General features: G+C 56.9%; 12 protein-coding genes and 2 pseudogenes. 1 reads left to right on the top strand and 13 read right to left on the bottom strand.

The genetic code is table 11. The annotated features are described in order from the left end of the window. Position 1: 1 nt before the first annotated feature. The 9 genes and pseudogenes from AU182_RS08385 to AU182_RS08355 all read right to left on the bottom strand — a co-directional run bounded on the left by AU182_RS08385 (position 2) and on the right by AU182_RS08355 (position 10993). Complete coding sequence (locus tag AU182_RS08385) at positions 2-1456, bottom strand: FAD-linked oxidase C-terminal domain-containing protein (protein WP_066963615.1); 1455 nt, start codon at positions 1454-1456, stop codon at positions 2-4. A gap of 74 nt (positions 1457-1530) precedes the next feature. Continuing rightward, positions 1531-2718 (bottom strand): heparan-alpha-glucosaminide N-acetyltransferase domain-containing protein, encoded by a 1188-nt coding sequence (locus tag AU182_RS08380; RefSeq protein ID WP_193754316.1) that lies wholly within the window; start codon positions 2716-2718, stop codon positions 1531-1533. 2 nt (positions 2719-2720) lie between these two features. Then, positions 2721-3194 (bottom strand): hypothetical protein, encoded by a 474-nt coding sequence (locus AU182_RS16910; RefSeq protein ID WP_369802082.1) that lies wholly within the window; start codon positions 3192-3194, stop codon positions 2721-2723. Continuing rightward, positions 3180-3749: pseudogene (locus tag AU182_RS16905) on the bottom strand (exo-beta-N-acetylmuramidase NamZ domain-containing protein); the annotation flags it as partial. The pseudogene AU182_RS16905 and the gene AU182_RS16910, both read right to left, overlap by 15 nt. Positions 3750-3860: 111 nt before the next feature. After that, a pseudogene (locus AU182_RS16900) lies at positions 3861-4493 on the bottom strand (M15 family metallopeptidase); the annotation flags it as partial. A gap of 92 nt (positions 4494-4585) precedes the next feature. Next, entirely contained in the window at positions 4586-6661 is a 2076-nt protein-coding gene (locus AU182_RS08370; RefSeq protein ID WP_066963607.1) for an aminotransferase class I/II-fold pyridoxal phosphate-dependent enzyme, read from the bottom strand. A 57-nt stretch (positions 6662-6718) separates the two neighbouring features. Beyond that, entirely contained in the window at positions 6719-8062 is a 1344-nt protein-coding gene (locus tag AU182_RS08365) for a Na+/H+ antiporter NhaC family protein (protein WP_227718190.1), read from the bottom strand. 201 nt (positions 8063-8263) lie between these two features. After that, on the bottom strand, positions 8264-9349 hold the full coding sequence (locus AU182_RS08360) for an LD-carboxypeptidase (protein WP_066963601.1): 1086 nt from the start codon (positions 9347-9349) through the stop codon (positions 8264-8266). Positions 9350-9403: 54 nt separating this feature from the next. Further along, complete coding sequence (locus AU182_RS08355) at positions 9404-10993, bottom strand: serine hydrolase (protein ID WP_066963599.1); 1590 nt, start codon at positions 10991-10993, stop codon at positions 9404-9406. A gap of 200 nt (positions 10994-11193) precedes the next feature. Between AU182_RS08355 and AU182_RS08350 the strand changes: the two genes are divergently transcribed. Beyond that, positions 11194-12687, top strand: coding sequence for a transglutaminase-like domain-containing protein (locus AU182_RS08350; RefSeq protein WP_227718189.1), 1494 nt, complete (start codon positions 11194-11196; stop codon positions 12685-12687). Between the two features lie 109 nt (positions 12688-12796). Here the strand turns inward: AU182_RS08350 and AU182_RS08345 are convergent, their stop codons facing one another. The 4 genes from AU182_RS08345 to AU182_RS08330 form a co-directional block, all read right to left on the bottom strand. Next, positions 12797-13582, bottom strand: a complete 786-nt coding sequence (locus AU182_RS08345; RefSeq protein ID WP_066963596.1) for a MurR/RpiR family transcriptional regulator — start codon at positions 13580-13582, stop codon at positions 12797-12799. A gap of 33 nt (positions 13583-13615) precedes the next feature. After that, positions 13616-14710, bottom strand: coding sequence for a dipeptide epimerase (locus AU182_RS08340; RefSeq protein ID WP_066963594.1), 1095 nt, complete (start codon positions 14708-14710; stop codon positions 13616-13618). An 11-nt stretch (positions 14711-14721) separates the two neighbouring features. Then, positions 14722-15990: an NlpC/P60 family protein gene (locus tag AU182_RS08335; protein ID WP_227718188.1), complete on the bottom strand. Its 1269-nt coding sequence runs from the start codon at positions 15988-15990 to the stop codon at positions 14722-14724. Between the two features lie 418 nt (positions 15991-16408). Then, positions 16409-19324 carry a carboxypeptidase regulatory-like domain-containing protein gene (locus AU182_RS08330; protein WP_227718187.1) on the bottom strand — a complete coding sequence of 972 codons (2916 nt, stop codon included), beginning with the start codon at positions 19322-19324 and terminating at the stop codon, positions 16409-16411. Positions 19325-19697: the final 373 nt, after the last annotated feature.

The following is a 19697-nucleotide window of genomic DNA, read 5'->3' as shown; positions in this document are numbered from 1 at the left end:
TTCAGCCACGGTCTTGCCTCAACGCGCGATACTCCTGGCACCGGGCCAGGGTAGGAATCTGCTTGTCGGGATTCAGAAGCTGGAAAGGATCCAATGCGCGTTTGATCGCGCGAAACTGTTCCAGCTCGGCATCGCTGAATTGCACCGCCATCTGGTTGATTTTTTCGATACCCACACCATGTTCGCCGGTAATGGTGCCACCCACCGCTATGCAGTATTCGAGAATGTCCGCGGCCAGTTTTTCCGTGCGCTCCAGGGCATCCGGTACGCTACCGTCGAACATAATGATCGGGTGCAGGTTCCCGTCACCCGCGTGAAAGACATTGGCTACCTGAAGCTTATAGTGCTCGGCGAATCGCGCGGTTGCTTCCAGCACCTCGCCGATCCGGTGCCGAGGCACCGTGCCATCAATACAGTAGTAATCCGGGCTCAAACGACCAATGGCTGGGAAGGCACTCTTGCGCCCTTTCCACCAGCGAGCCCGCTGTACTGTGTCTGCCGCACGCTGCACCTGCACGGCACCAGAAGCACTTAAGACCTGTTCTACCACCGCGAGCTCCGCGTCCACTTCCAGGGGGTGCCCGTCCAGGTCAATCAACAGTATCGCCGCCGCTTCCAGGTTATAGCCGGCATGGCAAAACGCTTCGGTGGCAGAGATGGCAAGCTTGTCCATCATTTCCAGGGCGGCGGGGATCACGCCCGCCCGCACGATGGCGGACACCGCATCGGCCGCGGCGCGAACACTGGCAAAATCCGCCATCAGGGTGTGTGTTTTTTCCGGTACCGGTGTCAGTTTGACGGTCACCTCGGTAATCACCCCCAGACCGCCTTCACTGCCGTGCACCAGTGCGAGTAAATCGTATCCCGGCTGGCAGAGGCAATCGCCGCCGAGGGTCAGCACCTCGCCCACACTGCCGGCAGCGGCAGATACTACCCGCACTGCAAGCACGTTCTGTACGGTGACGCCGTATTTCAGGCAATGCACACCACCGGCATTTTCCGCAACGTTGCCACCAATGGAACAGGCGATCTGGGAAGAGGGATCGGGCGCATAGTACAGCCCGTGTGGCGCCGCGGCGGCGGAAATCTGCTGATTGATGACACCGGGCTGCACCCGCGCCGTCATCGCCTGAGGATTCAGGTCGAGAATCTGGTTCATCGGTGCGGTGACCAGAAGCAAGCCCTGCGCGATGGGTTTAGCGCCGGCGGAGAGGCCGGTGCCGGCTCCGCGGGAAACCAGCGGCACGCCATATTCATGACACAACCGAACCGCTGCCACCACATCCTGCTCGCTGTGCGCGAGGGCAACCGCCAGCGGCGCCTCACAGTAGACCGGCAGCGCATCGCATTCGAAAGGTGCTGTATTTTCGCGCCCGCACAGCAAGCGCTCGCCGGGGAACACTCGGCGAAGTGCGGCGAGAAATGCCCGTGTACTGGAATCCACACCTTCGGTCACACGATTCACCTTTACCAATGAGTCCAACAATTAGTTCAACAATCAGTCCAACCAAAGCGCCAACACACAGCCACTCATACTTTCCAGATAATACGGCGACGATACATCTGCCACATCACCAGGTAGAAAAGCGCCAGGCTGGACACGGCAAATGCCAGTGAACCGCCGTAGCTGCCAAACAAGGGCTGGAACACAGTATGGAACAGCCAGCCTTTGAGTGTGGTATCCCCCACCGGCATCATGATCAGCAGCCGCCCCACCACACCCGCGAGCATAAACAGGGCGATGGCATTGACGCCGAATACCAGCAGTGGTGCCAGGGCCCGGCGGCGTTCGCGAATATCCACCAGGTAATAGAGTCCGGACAACAACAGAGCAGACACACCCGCTGTAACCAGTACAAAACTCGGCGACCAGAGCGCCTTGTTGATGGGCACCAGCGGATGCAAGAACTGCCCTACCAGCAACATTGCCGCGCCACCCAGTGCCCAGGTGCGACAGAGACGCAGTTGCGATGCACGATCCGCTGCCGAGTGCTTCCAGGCCAGGCCGGCCAGGACCCCAAGCAGACAGGTAGAAGCCGCAGCAAAGGTGGTCAGCACACCCTCGGGATCAAACGGGAAAGGCTCGGCACTGCGGTAATAAACATGTTCTGCACCGAGCAACCACTGGTCCAGCCAGGCAGAAAAATGATTGCCGAATGCCAGTTGTCCCTGAAAGGTTTCTCCAGCGGCATTCTGGTAGGGCAAAAATAGCATCATCAGCCAGGGGATCAGGCTGCAGAGCACCGCCGCGATCACCAACCCAGGCAAAGAAAGCCAGCGCACCAGATAACAGCAGAGGATGTAAACCAGCGCGATCCGCTGTAACACACCCATCCAACGAATGCCTTCAAGCCGATCCTGTACCCAGTTGTAGGTGTCGTCGCGGAAATTGTAGAAAAACACCGCCAGAAACAGCCCCAGTGCAAACAACTTGAGCGCCCTGCTCCACTGCCCCCAACCGACTGCGGGGAAAGGCCGGCTGCGACCACAGGACAGCACCATCGACAGGCCAACGACAAACAGAAACAGCGGGAAAATCACATCGGTCGGAGTCCAGCCGTGCCACTGCGCGTGGGCCATGGGCGCATACACGTAAGACCAGCTGCCGGGATTGTTAACCAGAACCATGGCCGCGATGGCCAGCCCCCGCAGCAGATCAACCGACATCAGTCGGCCGCTGGGTACCTGTTGCAAAATGTCGTTGATATGCCGCTGCACACTCATTGCTCCGGGTATAACAGATAGGGCTGCCGCTGCTCACGAAAGGCCGCGAGATCCGACTGCCAGGACGCGCGGATCTGTTCCGCAGACGCCCCGACCATAACCGCCTTGCGCAACTGATCGGTGCCGGCGAGCTTGTCAAAAAAACCGGCGCGAGAGAAAAACGCCTCGGGTGACTCGCCCGTGCGTCGAGACCAGGAGAGTAACGGCTCCAGTGAAAAGCGCACCTGCGTATCCGCATTGCGCAGATCGTCACCGCTCAGGGAAGTACCCTTGTGCTTTGGATTCTCGCTGGCACCGGCGACTGGCTGTGGGGTAAACGAAAAAGCACCCTGGGTATCGTCCGGATGCCCCAGCGCCTGGAACGGGAAATCGGTACCGCGCGCAACACTCACGGTGGTGCCCTCGAACAATCCCAGGGAAGGATACAACCGGATCGACAGATCATTCGGCAGGTTGGGCGATGGGCGCACAGGCAGGCTGTAGGCCATGCTCTTGCGGTAATTCGCTACGGGAATGACCGTCAGTGGACATTGCGCACCGCCATCCAGCCAGCCCTCACCATTGATCATTTGCGCCAGTTCTCCCACCGTCATGCCGTGTACCAGCGGAATGGGGTGCATGCCCACAAAACTTTCAAAAGATTTTTCCAGTACAGGTCCGTCGATGTAGTCACCATTCGGGTTCGGACGATCCAGTACCAGCAACGGGATCTGTTGATCGGCGCAGGCCTGCATCAGGTAGTGCAACGAGCTGATGTAGGTATAGAAGCGCACTCCCACGTCCTGGATATCAAATACCAGCCAGTCCAGCTCCGCCAGAGCTTCCGCGCTGGGTGCGTAATTACCGCCATAGAGCGAAACAATGGGCAGTCCGCTGGGCCCGTCGACACCATCTTCTACCTTGCCACCATTTTCCACATCGCCGCGCACACCGTGCTCCAGGGCGAAAATTTTCTGCAGGCCAACCTGTCGCTGGCGCAGGAAATCGATCAAATGCGATTCACCCACACGGGAAGTCTGGTTCACCACCAGACCCACCTTCTGGTCACGCAGTAACGGGAGGTAAAGTTCGGCCTGCTCCGCGCCGGTTCGCAATACCGCTACAGTGGCCTCCTTATTTGGCAGTGAAGCTAGAGAAACCGGCACATCAAAATAGGTGTCCGGATAGGGCTCGGGCTTGTAAGTGTAGTGCCACCACTCCTGCGCATAATTGACAAAACCCTCGACGGCCATGACATCCCGCAGGTGCAGTCGATTGACGCGCGCGCTGGTATCATCCAGCGGATACTCTGTGGCCGAGCGTGTATCCATAAAATCAAACCCGGTACCCATATCCAGCGCTTCACCGGTATCCAATCGGTAAAGCGTCAGATCCACGGTCGCTCCACGGCTGTGTCCAGAGCGCTCGGCAATATAGCCCCGCTCAAACATCTCGGACTTTTTTTCCCGGGGGTAGAAGTCTGCCTTAGTGCTGTGATCTTCCGGCGCAGCGGCCCAGCGCACAAAGTGGTTGACGGCCTGCTGCGGGCGGTAACAGTCAAACAGTTCCAGCCCCAGCCCCTCTTCCGCCAGCCGCACAGCAACCTTTTCCAGTGCGCGCGCGGCTGGCGCTGCCAACATGCAGAGATTATCCCGGTACCCGTCCAGCGGCTCGCCAACCAGGTTGTCCGTGGTCACATAGCGCATGGCAACCTTGATATTGCTACCACGCACCGATACAAAATCCGGCTTAACCTGATTAGCGCTACTGGCTTCTTCTGACGACGGGATTTCTCCCTGTGAATAGTGGGTGGTGAGCGCAACCCCGCCTATCACCAGTGCGCCGACGAGAGCAAATAGCGCACCCTGCTTCCATTCTTTCTTCACACGACCTCCCGCGCTGTATCAACCGTTGATACCACAGCCTTTGACACCACAAGTCCGGACGACGCCTCGGTACTTTCCTGAGTGAACAGTTCCTCGTACTCTTTCATCGCCAAAGCGGTCTCGCTTTCCGTCAATACGCGTATTGCCGGTAAGCCGCCCTCACGGCGCAAGCCGTGCATTTCCAGATCGGCACGTTCACTGGTAAAAGCGATAATGGCATCGAGAATTCTTTGGGTAATTTTCTGGCCAGGCACCAGGAGGGGAATACCCGGTGGATAGGGCACCACCTCATCACAGGCAATACGGCCAATCAGCTCAGCGCGCCCATCCCCTTCCCAGGCCAGTTTTTCGCCCCGGGCAAAGTACGCCGTGCGTGGCAGAACAACAATTGCACTCAGGTTAGGCAGGCCCTGCCCGCGCACTGGCTCTTCCTCATTGCCAGCGGCGGCAACCCGGCGTACCCGGATACGATATGCGCCGTCTGACAGCTTGCGCAGAGCCTGCTTAAGACGCAATACCTTGCTCTCGGTGGTGCCAATGGTGACCAGAAACGACAGCGTATTGTGGGTGTTCTTCTCCACCTGAATACCGAAATCGGAAAATAACAAGGCCTGTGCGTGCGGTGCGCTGACGCCCGCCTGCCCTACATCAATGGTGACTTTTGTGGGGTCGAGGCGAATGCCGTCGTTGGCCAGCGCTTGGCCACACAAGTCTTCTGCATTCAGACTGCGAAAAACCGTATTCTGATCGACAAACTGACGTATTTCCTCGGCAAATCCCAGAGTGCGATCCAGCACCTCATAACCCTCAATGCTCATCTGCTTACGCGCCACATCGAGACTCGCGATCATGCCGTACTGGGGGCTGGTAGAGGTGTGCATATTGATGTCTTCGCGGAAACCGGCCGCATCAAATGCATCGTGGGCCTCACCATCACCCGACGATTGCCACGAGAAATCGCCCACATGAATCATGCTCGCCTGCGAAAAGGCCGAGAGCATCTTATGCGTCGACTGGGTAACAAAATCCGCCCCACATTCCAGTGCAGTTGGGCGCAGGGCCGGGTGAAAGCGACCGTGGGCATACCAGGCTTCGTCGATCAGGACGTACAACCCGGCAGCGTGTGCGTAGTCGATAATTGGGCGCAGATCGTAGCGCAGACCATCATAAGTACATGACGTGAGCACCAGCAGACGAGCACCAGGATTGGCATCAATGGCACGGAAGATTTCCCGCTGCGGCACCGGGCCGTAGATGCCAAAGTGTTGGTTGACCGCAGACTCCAGATACACCGGCAGCGCACCGCTCATGATCATGGCATGGTGTACAGACTTGTGGCAGTTGCGGTCTACGATCACCCGATCGCCATGGCGCAGCAGGTGCTGCAGCACAATCTTGTTCGAGGTAGAGGTGCCATTGGTAACAAAGTAACTCTGGTGCGCACCAAATGTCTTGGCAGTGAGTTGCTGGGCCTGGCGAATCACACTGATGGGGTCCATCAAAGAGTCCAGCATTTTCACACTTACCGAGAGATCGGTATTGAAGATATGCTCGCCCATAAAGCGATAAAAGTCGGCGATCCACGGGCTGGTGCTGAGACTATCGCCACTGGAGTGTCCGGGCGTATGCCAGGAGTCGCGCGCCGCGTACACATATTCCCGCAGTGCATCGGCGAAGGGCGTTGCAATACGCTCCAACAGAATTCGCCGCAGGGTGCGGTACACCACCCCGTAATTGGACTCGCCCCGGGAGATCACGCATTCAAAACCAGTTCCCGAGGCTTCGTCGGCGCCGGTAAGCAGTACACAGTCAATCTCTGCACGCTGCGCCCGCACCCGGGCCAGGATCGTGGACACACCGTCTTCATCAAGCCCCTGATCGTCCACCACCAGAACCTGTACGGCACCCCGTGCCAGAGCAGACTCCAATCCGCCTTCGCTGGCATATGTAAATGCCAGCGCGATGGGCGCATCCGTATCGTGTTCGGCGAGCGGCGTCAGTTCTTCGATCCAGCGGCTGGCAAATACACCATCGCCAGTTAACAGCACCACTTCACAAGGGCTTTTTGTCATTTCACTTTACCCTGTTTAAAACCCCTGTCATTCATCTAAATGTCTTCCTGTACCGTGCTAGAGCATTACATAACCGAGCACAACAAAACCCACCGCACTCACGGCACCGGCGCGCAGTGCGTAGGGTATCTGTGTGCGCACATGCTCGATATGCTCGGTGCCGGCCGCCAGGGATGACACGATGGTGGTGTCGGAAATGGGCGAACTGTGATCGCCAAAGATGCCACCGGACAGTACCGCGGCGACGAATAGTGCCGGCTCCGCACCCAGTGCGCTGGCTACGGGAATGGCGATGGGCAACATGATGGAGAAGGTTCCCCAGCTAGAGCCCACAGAAAAAGCAATCACGCCAGATACGAGAAAAATAACCACCGGCAACAATGCCAGTGGAATCGTATCCCCCACTATCCCGGCAACATACTGGCCAGTGCCGAGAGTCTTGGAGATCGCACCCAGAGCGAGCGCCAACACCAGAATAATGGCCAACGGCAGCATACGCCCGGCGCCCTCCATCCAGGTGTGGCTGAGCTCGTCCAGCGACATACTGCGCTGCAACAACACCATCACCGAAACGGTGGTGAGAGCAGCCAGAGACGCCCAGAGTACGGAAGTCGACCCAGAGCCCTCGAATATTTTGCCATCGCCGGTGACCCACAGGCTGAGGGGCATCGCCATAATCAATACCAGAACGGGCAAAAACATATTAATGGCCCGCGGTTTGATATGGCTTTTCTCACCGATACTTTCGCTGATGTCGATACCATCCAGATCACCACCACTGGTGCGCGCCTGCACATCCGCCATCGGGCCCGGATTATAGTTTCGGGAAATCGTGTAGGCCGTAAGCGCGACCGCAGCAATGGCGTACAGGTTCAGCGGGATACTCGCCAGCAGTACTTTCAGCGGATCCTCCACACCGAGCCCATCCAGCAGCCCGAGGTTAAATGCACCCCAAGCGTTCAATGGAATCAACATGCATACCGGCGCTGACGTGGAATCGATGATGTACGCGAGCTTCTCCCTGGCAATCCGGAAGCGATCGAACAACGGGCGCGAAACGGTGCCCGCCACCAGCACAGTGATATTCGACTCGATAAAGATGACGATGCCCACCAGCCACGCCATCCACTGCGCGCGCTTGCCGTTGGTAACCCAGCGACTGCGTTCCAGAAATCGTACAAAACCGCTGACCGCGCCGCTGCGCTCCAGAGTAATAATGAAAGCACCGATCACCAGTGTGAACATCACTACACGCGCATCGCCGGGATTGGCCAGAACCGCCAGCACCCCATCCAGTGCCTGCGCCAGCGAAGCGAAGAAACCGTCGTGATTGAGCAGGAAAAAACCAAGCCAGATTCCGGCAAACAGGGCCAGGTAAACCTGTCGGGTGAGCAGAGCCAAGCCTATCGCAATAAAAGGCGGCAAAAGAGTAAGCCAGGAAAGTTCTGTCATAGGATGTAAAGCTATTGTTATATTTTTAAAGCCGATGTGCATTCGACCGGGGCGGCAAAATGCATACTAACATCTGGCTGCCGATGAAGACTGGTGGCAGTTATCGCTGCGGCCGATACCTGCCACCAATTTTTAGTCTGCAGCCCACGATTAGCTGACAACCGAGTCCCGCAACACCAGCGTGCCGGCATCGCCGTCCAGCTCTGCCATGGCCCCCACCGGCACCGTGGTCTGGTCTTCCACGTGCCCAATCATCAGGCCGCGCACGACTGGTACGCCAAGACTGGCGGTGCGCTCGCGTAATACGTGCTCCATGCTGAAGGTATTGCCACTGGTTTCCGCATCCGTGAACTTGCCAAAAGCGATGCCTGCGACCTGCTGTAGTTTTCCCGCGAGCCAGAGCTGGGTGAGCATACGATCCACCCGGTACGGTGCCTCGCTGACGTCTTCCAGAAACAAAATTTTGCCGCGATAATCGGGCTCGAAGGGCGTACCGACCAGACTCGTCATCAGAGACAGGTTACCGCCAATCAAGCGTCCCCGTGCGCGGCCACCGGCGAAACGGGTGATGCGATTGCGGTTTTCGACCCGGCCCGGGGCCGAGTCAAAGGGTGGCGGCGCGCCCAGGGGTATCGGCCGCTCACCGTGTACCAGTACCTTTTGATATTCGGCCAGGGTGTAATCGGTGAAATTCTGCGCAGCGATCGGACCGTGGAAGGTCATCACCCCACTTCTGTGATAGATCGCATTCAACAGCGCGGTTATGTCGCTGTAGCCGAGTAATACTTTGGGATTGTTGCGAATCAACCCGTAGTCGAGCATGGGCAGGATGCGTGGCGTACCATAGCCGCCGCGCAGGCAGAAGACGGCATCCACGTTGCTGTCGGCAAACATCTCGTTGAAATCTTCGGCACGGGCAGAGTCCGGGCCCGCAAGGTATTGGGTGCGGCGATACAGGTGCTTGCCCTCCTTCACTTCAAACCCCAATGAGCGCACCACATCGCCGGCGAAACGAATATCCTCGTCCTCCCAGGCATTACTCGCCGGCGTGACCAGCCCCACGGTCATGCCCGCCTCGAGCCGCTTGGGACGCAGTAGACCCGCACCCTTCTGGCTGGAATCGCCGCTGCTGTAGCCGGCGGACGCCAATGGGCCACTGTCTCTGGCTACACTGGCCGCGGCCGCCCCCAACAGGGGTGCTGACATCATGGACTGGATCAAGGTACGCCGCTGCATGACTACTCCTGAAAATTAAGTCGATAAATAAACTGTTTTTCTGCCCGTCGCTCGCTAGTGGCCAGCGGCCGCTTCTACCCGGCTGCCCCGCTGGACTTTTTCAAAGCGCAGATCATGAAAATCGTAACTGAAATCTGTACCGCGGGACTTCGCCTGCATGGTGAGCAACAGTGCCCCGGTTTCACTGCGATCCGCGATCATCCACGCATCCGCATTCAGACTGCGATCATCCCAGTGCAGCGCCCAGACACCTTCACTGGCGGACGTCAGGGTGCCCGTCAGTCGCGGTGACTTGAGCGCGCGCCAGCGCAATGTGCCGCTCTCCCAGAATATCCGGATATCACCAAACCAGGGATCCCGGTAGAGCCCGGTCAATTCTGTATCAGGCACCTGGGTAAAACCCACCGGGGCGGTCAGCTCTTCCGGCTCAACCGCCTCCGCCGGCGTGCCATATAAATCCTGGAAGTACGCCAGCCAATCCCGCTCCGGCGCTCCCAGATAGGGCTTGAGTAGCCCATAAATCAGCGCCTGGCGTGCCGCGCCGGCGCTGCGGTTCATCAACACCACCAGTGCAAGGTCCTCTTCCGGTACCACCGCCGCCCAGGCATACATGCCGGACAGGGAGCCGGTGTGATGGATCACTTTTTTGCCGTGCATGTCCTGCACCCGCCATCCAAGGGCATAGGCATAAAAGTGTCCGCCATCGCGTGCGGCGCGTTCGCTGGAAAAGGGCATCAGGGTTTCCGGACGCCACAAACGATCGCGGGTCTGCTCGCTGAACAGCCGTTCACCGTTAGCCAGCACGCCGCCATTCAGCAATACGCGCAGCCAGGTCAGCATGTCGCCGGCACTACAGTGCATCCCGCCGGCCGCAGCCAGCACAATGGGCTCGTGGCCCGCAAGATTGGGGGTATCCACCACCAGACCGGCGTCCTCGAGCCGGTGCGGATCGGCCAGGTTGTCGCGGGCATCACTCGGCACAGGACCCGCATAGCAATTTTGCAGCCCCATGGGTGCCAGCAGGCGTTGTTGCACAAAATCTTCGTAAGACAACCCTGAAAGTTCGGCGATCAGTTCCCCGGCGACAATGTAGAGCAGGTTGTCATAGGCGTAGTCCGCACGAAAACTGCGAGTAACCGGCAGGTGCGCCAGCCCATTCATCACATCCATGCGGGTATAGGTGTTTGGCTGGGGCCACAGCATCAGATCGCCGGCACCGGGGCCGAGACCGGAGCGGTGGGTAAGCAGGTCCACAACACGGAATTCGTTGCTGATCCACGAATCGCCAAGGCGAAAATTCGGCAGATAGTCCACCACACGCCCATCCCACTCCAGCTTGCCCTCTTCTACCAGCAAGCCCAGTGCGGCAGTGGTAAACGCCTTGGTGGTGGACGCCAACTTGAACAGGGTATCGCCGTCGACGGCTTTCGGGCTCTCCACATTGGTAACCCCGAAGCCGCGCACCAGTAGCGGCTCGCCTTGATGCCAGATCGCCACCGCGGCGCCGGGCACCTGTTCTTCCCGCAGTACGCGCTCCACGTAAGTCTTCGCATCGCTGTGGCTCAGGGGTTCCCGCTGGCACCCGGCGAGCAGGGCGAAGGCGAAAACACAAACAAAAGTAGCGGATGCGAAAAATCGGTTCATAGAGCCAGGGTCTCCGTTTAAGGGCGCGGATTACTGGAAGCGGACTTGACGCCGCGCGCGCACCAGAATAATTTATCAACCATAGAAATTTAAGTAAATAATAAATTATTCCGCGCACTTGCTTACTCCCCCAGGGGAGCTGGAGCGACAGAAGCGTGCCGATCAAACTGCCTCTCAAACTGCCTACAAAGGAGTGGACCGTGAGCCGACAATCCCCCCCTGACACAAGCGCCGGACGCCGCTCGTGCCTTTACGCCGCCATCCTCGCGACGGCCATTCTGCCTTCCTCGACACTAATTGCAGCGCCGAATGCTCTGGTGGAATTACAGGCACAAATCGACAAAGGGCACTACGAGACGGCGAAACTGGAAATCAGCGCGATGCAGCAAAAGGAACCGGATCATCCCGACAACTCGACGCTGGCCTTTGAAGCCGAGCGCATGCGCCGGATCGAAATGGAATTCACCATCCCCCCGGAGCAGCTACTCACCTCCATCCGCCGCTATATTCCCGACGCCACCGAGGAAGACCTATCGCGCTGGAATACAGCGGGCCTTCTGGAATACAAAATCATCAATGGTGAGCAACGCTACTTCAACAAGGCCGCCTACAACCTGGTGCATATCTCCGATGAAGCCGCCGCACGCACCGCGGACTACCGGCGCTTCACCGACCGGGCGCCGCTCTACCGCCTGCACCCACACCACAGCGCCGTGATCGAAGCGCACACCGGTGGCGAAGCGCCACTGCGCCAGCGACTGGCCATCACCTATTCCCTCACGGTCGATGCCGACGCGGTACCGGACGGAGAAACTGTGCGCGCCTGGATTCCCTTCCCCAAGGAACTCCCCGGAAGGCAAGAAAACATTACCCTGCTCAACAGCACCCCCGCCGAACACCAGCTGGCACCCGCAGACACTCCCCAACGCACCATTTATTTTGAGAAAACCGCGCGCGCCGGAGTGCCCACCGAGTTTTCCGTGGAGTACGCGTTTGACAGCTTGTCCCGCTATTTTTCTATTGATCCGGCCAAGACCGAGCCGATGGATGGGCAGGCTCTCAGCGCTTTTTTAGAAGAGCGCGCCCCACACATACAGTTCACCCCCGAGTTACGCGCCCTGTCCCAGCGTATCGTGGGCGACGAAACCAACCCCTACCGCATCGCGCAGAAGCTGTTTACCCATGTGGATCAGATCCCCTGGGCGGGCGCACGCGAGTACTCCACCATCCGCAATATCAGTCAGTATGCTGCTCACGCAGGCCATGCCGACTGCGGCCAGCAAACCCTGTTGCTGATCACCCTGATGCGCATGAACGGCATTCCCGCGCGCTGGCAATCCGGCTGGGAATTTTCACCGGAGTCCTTTGACACCATGCACGACTGGGGGGAGTTTTATCTGGCCCCGTACGGCTGGATGCCGATGGATGTCACCCACGGTGTACTGGAAAGCGCATCAGAGGCCGAGCGCTGGTTCTACCTGGGTGGCCTGGATAGCTACCGGCTGATCTTCAACACCGACTACAGCCGCCCTTTCACCCCGACAAAACAGCATTTCCGCTCGGAAACCGTCGACAGCCAACGCGGCGAGGTCGAGTGGCGTGGTGGCAACCTGTATTTTGATCAGTGGGATTACAAGATGCAGTGGCAGCCGGTAGCCGCAGAGAACAAAAAGTTACAGACAGCCGGCCAGTAACGGCCGTCCCTTAGCGACGACTATTCACCGCAAAAATTAAGGCCGCCGGATACTGATCCGGCGGCCTTCAAAAAAATCGAGATTCGGACGCGGGCCTGTTTGCGGTCGGTTACTTCGCCCCTTCAAGCAACCCACTGACAAGCGCTTCAATCACATGCAACTGTGCAGACCGGAACAGCAAGCGCTGTAGCGCCTCCTCGTCCTCCGAGGGCACTACGTACAGGCGAATATCGGAATGGATACTGGCGGCGTTATAGTTGTACCGGGTAAGGCTCAGCACCTTCACCCCATGCTCCCGCGCCCGGTTCGCCACCTCGACCAGAGACTCTTCACCGCCGAAATCGCACAGAATACACAGTAGATCCTCATCGCGCAGAGAGTCCGCGATGCGATTCTGCAACGGCCCACCCTCGTCAAATACCGCCCAGCAGCCGAGCTCCAGAAGCTGGTGCGTGAGATACCGCGCAACCGAAACCGAGCCGGAGCAAGCGGATATCTGAATACAGCGCGCCTCGCGGATTGCACTGATTGCAGCCGCCAACTGCTCCGATTCGTTGATACTGACCGTGTTCTCCAGTACCTCGAGTTTTTTTTGCCCCAGGGTACTGAGCACGCTATCGGACTGGGCAAAGTGCCGGGATTTTTCCTCAACTGCCGCGATACCGGCGCCCGCATAGGATTCGTAAACGGCGAGCTTCAGACTGGGATAGCCACGATACCCTAGCTTTTGCGAGAACTTGACCACGCTGGACTGACTGACCCCCACCGCATCCGCCAACTGGGATGAAGAGTAATCGCGCAGTAATTGCGTGTTTTCCAGAATAAAGTCCGCGAGCTTGCGCTCGTTCACCGACATCTGATCGCGCATGGCGCGCATTTTCAAAAGACAGGTCATGGGGTGTACTATCACTCCGCTTCACGCCGGCCCTCAGGCCAGCAGCTGCAGGCCTTCGATCTTTTCAATACCGAGGCCCGGGGTTTCGTTCAGAATGATATCCGCATCCTTGTAGGAAGCGCCACCGACTATCGGGTCGAATTTACACAGCGACGGTACATCCAGATCCAGTTTAGACACCACCGGCGCCTTCGCTGCCGCCACATGCGCCGCCGCTGAAACACCAATACTGGTTTCCAGCATACAGCCAACCATGCACTCCACGTCGTGCAGCTCTGCGATATCGGCAATCTTCAGCGCATTCGAGATACCGCCGGTTTTCATCAACTTGATGTTAATGATGTCCGCCGCGCGCTGGTCGATCACCTTCATCACCTCCTGCGGCCCGAACACGCTCTCGTCCGCCATGATCGGCGTTCGGACGCGCTCCGCGATATAGCGCATGCCCTCGAGATTATTGGCCTTCACCGGCTGCTCTACGAGCTCCAGCAGTACACCCGCCTCTTCCAGGCCACGAATGGCAAGCACCGCCTGTTTGGGACTCCAACCCTGATTCGCATCCAGGCGCAACAGCGCGCGCCCCTTTACTGCGGCGTACACTGCGCGGATGCGCTCGATATCCAGCCCGATATCCTTGCCCACCTTGAGTTTCAGGATCTCAAAACCGCGATCCACCGCACTTTCCGCGTCGGCGACCATCTTTTCGATATAGTCGACACTGATAGTGATGTCGGTGGTGAGGCTATTTTCTCCACCACCCAGAATGCGGTAGAGCGGTGTTTTATAACTCTGCGCAAACAGGTCAAACAGCGCAATCTCCACCGCGGCCTTGGCGCTGGTATTGTTGATCATCGCCCCCTGAATCTGGCGCGTAAGGCGGTTGAGGTCCGCCACATCGCGCTCCAGCAGCAGAGGCGTAAATACCGTGCGCACGGCTTCAATTACAGAGCCGTGGGTATCACCGGTAATCACGGCCGTTGCAGGAGCATTGCCATAACCTATATGCCCGGTATCGGTCTCGAGCATGACCACCACATCCTCTACCGCATCCACAGTTCTCAATGCAGTCTTGAACGGGGTTACCAGGGGAACCCGCAACATACCCAGCTTTACGTCTACGATTTTCATGGCGGCACCAATCAGATAATGGTTTTTATGGCATAGATGCCATCGACATAGCTTTTTTCTTCACTGAGCCGCATCGGACTCAACGGGGTAATGGAAACGCCGGAAAGCGTACCCCGATACATGGTTTCATCGGTCTGGTAGTAGCTCAGCCCTGTGACATCATGGATCACATAGGGCTCACCATCCACCTGGCCGATATACATCATGACGTGGCCGGGGATATAAATCAGATCCCCGACACGTAGTGCAGCAATGGCCTCGGCGCGCGCAGCATGATCCTCCGGCCCAAATCGCTTGGTCGGCGCAAAGTCACTTTTACCCTGCTGGCCCGAATTGCGCGGCATCAGGATGCCAAAGGACTTGTACACCTCGCCCACGAAGCCGGTACAGTCACGCCCGTTGTAGTCGTGACCCCACCCGTAGCGCTCGCCAAGAAATTTGAACGCCTGCTGCAGCACCAACGACGGCCGGTACTCAAGCAACCCCGGCGTAACATCCTGAGCGCGACCGATCAGCGTGGGCTCAAAAGCCAGCGCACCCTGCGCATCGCGCACCGGCAAGGCAACGATGTAACTGGCGTGCGGGTTCTGGCCATTTACGTTATGCCCCACATCCGCCGCGCTTAACAGTGGCAAAGATACCCCCATGTCCAGCACAACCTCAGAAGTGCGCGGATCCACCGGGTTGTAATTGGTTCTCACCTGGGCGCCAGTCACAGTCAAACGGGGCGACTGCTTTTGCCACCGATCAATCACACTGCGCTCACCAACGGCCACCGTTTGTTTGGGCAGCCAGGCGGCATAGTGATAGTTCACCGCAAACCACCATTCGCCATCGGCACTTTCGTGCAAAATCGCCAGGCGCTGACCAGGGAACACGCCGGTTTCCTGGAAGCGATCGAGATCCATGTCGCCCGCGCTTTTCAAAACCCGAGTATCTGTGGGATAGCTGCGCATACTTGCGCGCTCTACTACCACACCCCAGCGAACCTTGACCTGCTCAGGCACCGCGGAACGCTGGACAGCAGCATCCAGCTGCGCGTAGTCCATCTCAGTAAACAGCGAGCCATCAACGCGATAACGCGGTGAAGACGCGGGCCGGCTCACCTGATTGATCATATCAATCACGCGGTCCCCGGAAACATCGCTGGGGAACTGATCGAGGTTGTTGAGATAGGGACCGCTTCCCAGGTTTTTTGCGTTCAGGGTCTGAATTTCTTCGGCTCTCAAGCGTGCGGCATCATTAATCAGACGGCGCTGCCAGAATTCAGGCTGCAACATACGCTCCTGTAAGTGCGGAACGTCTGTCTCGAACTTGACGGAGGTAAAAGAGTGGGGAACCGATGCATTTGCTTTCTGAGGTTCCACAGAGTGTGTATCGTGCGGCTCACCACAGGCAACGAGAACCAGACCAAGCGCGCTGAACGCCCATGTACGGAAAAATAATTTCGACTTCACCGCTCCACCCAACTTGCAGATCATGTCTAGCCAGTATCCATTATTGCTCTTAAAACTTATGCCATTCTAAAGCAAAAATGGCACTGAATACGAATAAATTATTCAAAAAAAATAATCACTAATAATTTTATAGTTGCGGAGATGACACCCTCATAAAAGTACGCGCACAAAGAAAAAAGCCCCGGCAAAGCCGGGGCAAGTACGTACGATCTAGGAGAGTTTTCCGTTGAAATTCTTGTGATTAAAAGTCCACACCCAGAGACAGCTGAACACGACGTGGGCTCCAACGACTGCGGGGCTCGCCGAACAACTCACTATCCACGGAAGGCTGCGGGTTATAACCAGTCTGGCGATCGAACAGGTTGAAGATATCCGCACTGAACTTTACGGTGTAGTCAGTGAAAACGCTGAAGTCTTGCGTATAGTTCAGATCCATCTGCCAGTGGCTACCAGTACGTCGGCTGCCCGCAGGCTCTGCGTAACGCATAGTGTCAGAGCTACGCCCGTAGATGGAACCATCCCAAGCTTCCCATGGCTGACCAGACTGATAGGTCAGGAACGCACCGACATTCGCGTTCCAGTCCAGAGTGTAGTAACCAAACACCTTGAACTGATGCGGCTTGTCACCACGCATGGTGCCTTTTTTCAGATCCCAGGTGTACTGACCATAATCATCCGCATAACTGGAAGAGCCGATGAACAGGTTGAGGTCATTGGTAAAGGAGGTGTTGTCCTGGTCAATGTTACCGGTGTATTCACTGTATACATAAGACGCATTCAGGTAACTACGCTCGCCATACCACTCTGCCTCCAGGGACATTTCCCAGTACTTGGTGTAAGCACCGTCCATTTCCGCGATAACGTAAGAGGAACCGCCGATTTCATCACGATACTGCGCAAGATCCGGAATGTAGGGACCGAGAGCTTCAATTTCTGCAGGGACACAATGCTCATTGATGCCGTCACCATCGAAGTCACCGTAGCAACCCTCATCGGAGCGCGCCCAGTTCCAAACGTCTTCCCAGAAATGGGAACCCTCACGATAGCGCACATGTGCACGGGTATTGATACTGTCACCCCAGCCTTTGGTGGTACCGATGGTGAGTTCATCCACACGGCGAGGTGTCAGGTTGTCCTGGAAAATCTTACCGGATGAACCTCTGCGTCCCTGATTGCCCAGGTAATTTCCGTCTTCGTCCCACCAAACATCCAGCTGCCGAGCAGAATTACGATCCCAAGAAGCAGCGCGGGCCAGCGAGCTGGCGGCGGGGTTATACTGGGCAAAGTTCGCAAAAACCGTGTCTTCCCCGTTATACGCCCAGGTAACACCCAGTCGCGGCTGGATCATATCTTTCCAGTCAATTTCATACATCTTGTACTTGTTGCCCGGCGCGGTTTCAAAGCCCGAGTAATTATTTGAGTTTTCCTTCAGGCCCTGACCATAGTATGTATCCTGACTAAACAGGAAGCCGACATTAAAGGTGAAATCATTCCACTCGATAGAGTCATTGATCTCGAAGTTGTGGGTCACGGTACTCGATTTGATACTCGGCACAGAGGTGCCAGACTCGTCGACGAGGCTCATTTGCTCGGTGTAAGCCTGGAAATAAATCGGATCACCATCCGGAGTAGTCTCTTCACCGCCGACGTAACTGATTGCACCCCAACCATTCGACGTCCGCGACAAGTCTTCTGTACCTTCGGACCACTGATAGCCAACATGCAGCTGGTGACTGGTAGGACCAACATCAAAGTTGTGCTCCAGCGCCATTTCAAAGCCTTCACGATAGAAGGACTGATCATCAATAGAGCTGTAGCCACCAACACCGCCACCGCCAATGCGCTCACCATTATCGTCATAACCGTAACGATCAATCAGAGCCTGTGCCAGATCATTGTCGTAGCTGGCATTGTCCGGATCCAGATTAGGGACAGTAAAGTATCCCATTTGGTCCAGCTGGGCTAAATCCAGGGCAGCGCCATATCTGGCTTGGGTTGGGACGTAATAATCAGGGACGCCCAGCGTCTCCAGGGCGTAATCACTGTACTGAAAGGTAAAGGTAGTGTTGTCACTGATAATCCAGGAACCATCAAAGGTGATGATATCCTGATTGGACTTCTCACCCGAGGAAACAGAGTCCGCTTCGTTAAAACCGATTGAGAGACCCTCTCCGATACGCTCTGAGGTGCGATAGCTGGCATTCAGCAAAATATCCTCGGTTACCGCATAGGTCAGCTTACCGAAGTACTCGTCACGCTCGCTCAGATAGTCTTTGGTAGGACCATAGGCGGTTTCTTTGTTATCACGAGATACGGTGGGCCCGTAATAAGAACCGTAGAAGAACAGTGTATCTTCTACCAGCGGACCACTGAAATTTGCTGTAGTCCAGTCGTATTCGGTCTCAGATCTCACGCCGTCAACGGTCTCTGCACGCAGATTCGCAGGCTGGAACTTGTAGTTGACACTGCCTTTAAATTCGTTGGTACCAGATTTGGACTTGGTATCTACGCTCACACCACCAGCACGGTTAAAGCCGATCGCCCTGGCACCGCCACGCTCTACCGCAACCTGCTCAATGTCCTGACTGGATGGCTCTGCAGCGAGGGTACCGAACATTGGCAGAGTCACGTTTACGCCATCAAATGCGTAAGTGTTATCCTGGCCACTGCCACCCGCATTAGGACCACGGACTGCGTCTTGGGATACTTGCACTCCGGGAAGCAGCTTCATCAGGTCGCGATAGCTTTGGCCAACCGGTAGCGCATTAATAACATCCGCGCCAATCGCGTTGGAGACTGAGGCGCCCCCGCCTACAACTTCGACCTGCTGGCCGAATACAGCAACCTCTTCCATATCGCCTGCTTCCGCGTCCGGCACCATCATCACCTGGACATTGGAACGCTGATCCAGCAACACTCGGGTCTTGACCGTGCGGGTAATACCATCATCAGTAGTCAAGGTGAGCGTATAGGTACCGGGGATGAGCGCGGGCAACCTGAAATCGCCATCAGCATCGCTGGTAACGGTCCGGCTCTTCGGCATAACCGGGCTGCTGGCCGTGATCTTAACGCCCGCCGCTTCTACATTCTCGTCGAGGTACACCGTACCCTCGATACTCCCTGACTGCTGAGCAGCAACAGATACCGAAAACAGCACACCGGCAACTGCCGCCGCCGAACGTGAAAGTGTTGTTGAAGTTGCTCTCTGGAGAGAGGAACTCAATTTGGTCTTCTGGAACATGGATGGCCTCCCAGGCATTTATTGTGTTTGTCCCCACGGGGAAATGTTGAACATTGTTCTCGACTTCCCATCAGCGCCGGCGGTGTTGCTTAGTTATTGGTTCTCAATCGATAGCTCCTATCGGTCAAACCGATAAAATATATCTTTAGCACTCAACGCAAGGAATAAGATATTCCATGGCCATTCTGCGAAAAAAATTCCATCTGTGCGAGAGGAAAATCATAAAAAATTCGACGAAATTTCTTTTAATGCACTTTAAGACAGTTTAATCACAACAGAGAGGCGCCCA

Source organism: Microbulbifer sp. Q7 (assembly GCF_001639145.1).
Classification (GTDB): domain Bacteria; phylum Pseudomonadota; class Gammaproteobacteria; order Pseudomonadales; family Cellvibrionaceae; genus Microbulbifer.
This window is presented reverse-complemented; position numbering and strand designations above follow the sequence as displayed.

What these genes read in the sequence shown, in the direction of transcription:
- AU182_RS08360 (WP_066963601.1), bottom strand. Translation starts at nt 9,349, where the DNA reads ATGCAGCGGCGTACCTTGATCCAGTCCATGATGTCAGCACCCCTGTTG.
- AU182_RS08335 (WP_227718188.1), bottom strand. Translation starts at nt 15,990, where the DNA reads ATGTTGCAGCCTGAATTCTGGCAGCGCCGTCTGATTAATGATGCCGCA.
- AU182_RS08370 (WP_066963607.1), bottom strand. Translation starts at nt 6,661, where the DNA reads ATGACAAAAAGCCCTTGTGAAGTGGTGCTGTTAACTGGCGATGGTGTA.
- AU182_RS08355 (WP_066963599.1), bottom strand. Translation starts at nt 10,993, where the DNA reads ATGAACCGATTTTTCGCATCCGCTACTTTTGTTTGTGTTTTCGCCTTC.
- AU182_RS08340 (WP_066963594.1), bottom strand. Translation starts at nt 14,710, where the DNA reads ATGAAAATCGTAGACGTAAAGCTGGGTATGTTGCGGGTTCCCCTGGTA.
- AU182_RS08345 (WP_066963596.1), bottom strand. Translation starts at nt 13,582, where the DNA reads ATGACCTGTCTTTTGAAAATGCGCGCCATGCGCGATCAGATGTCGGTG.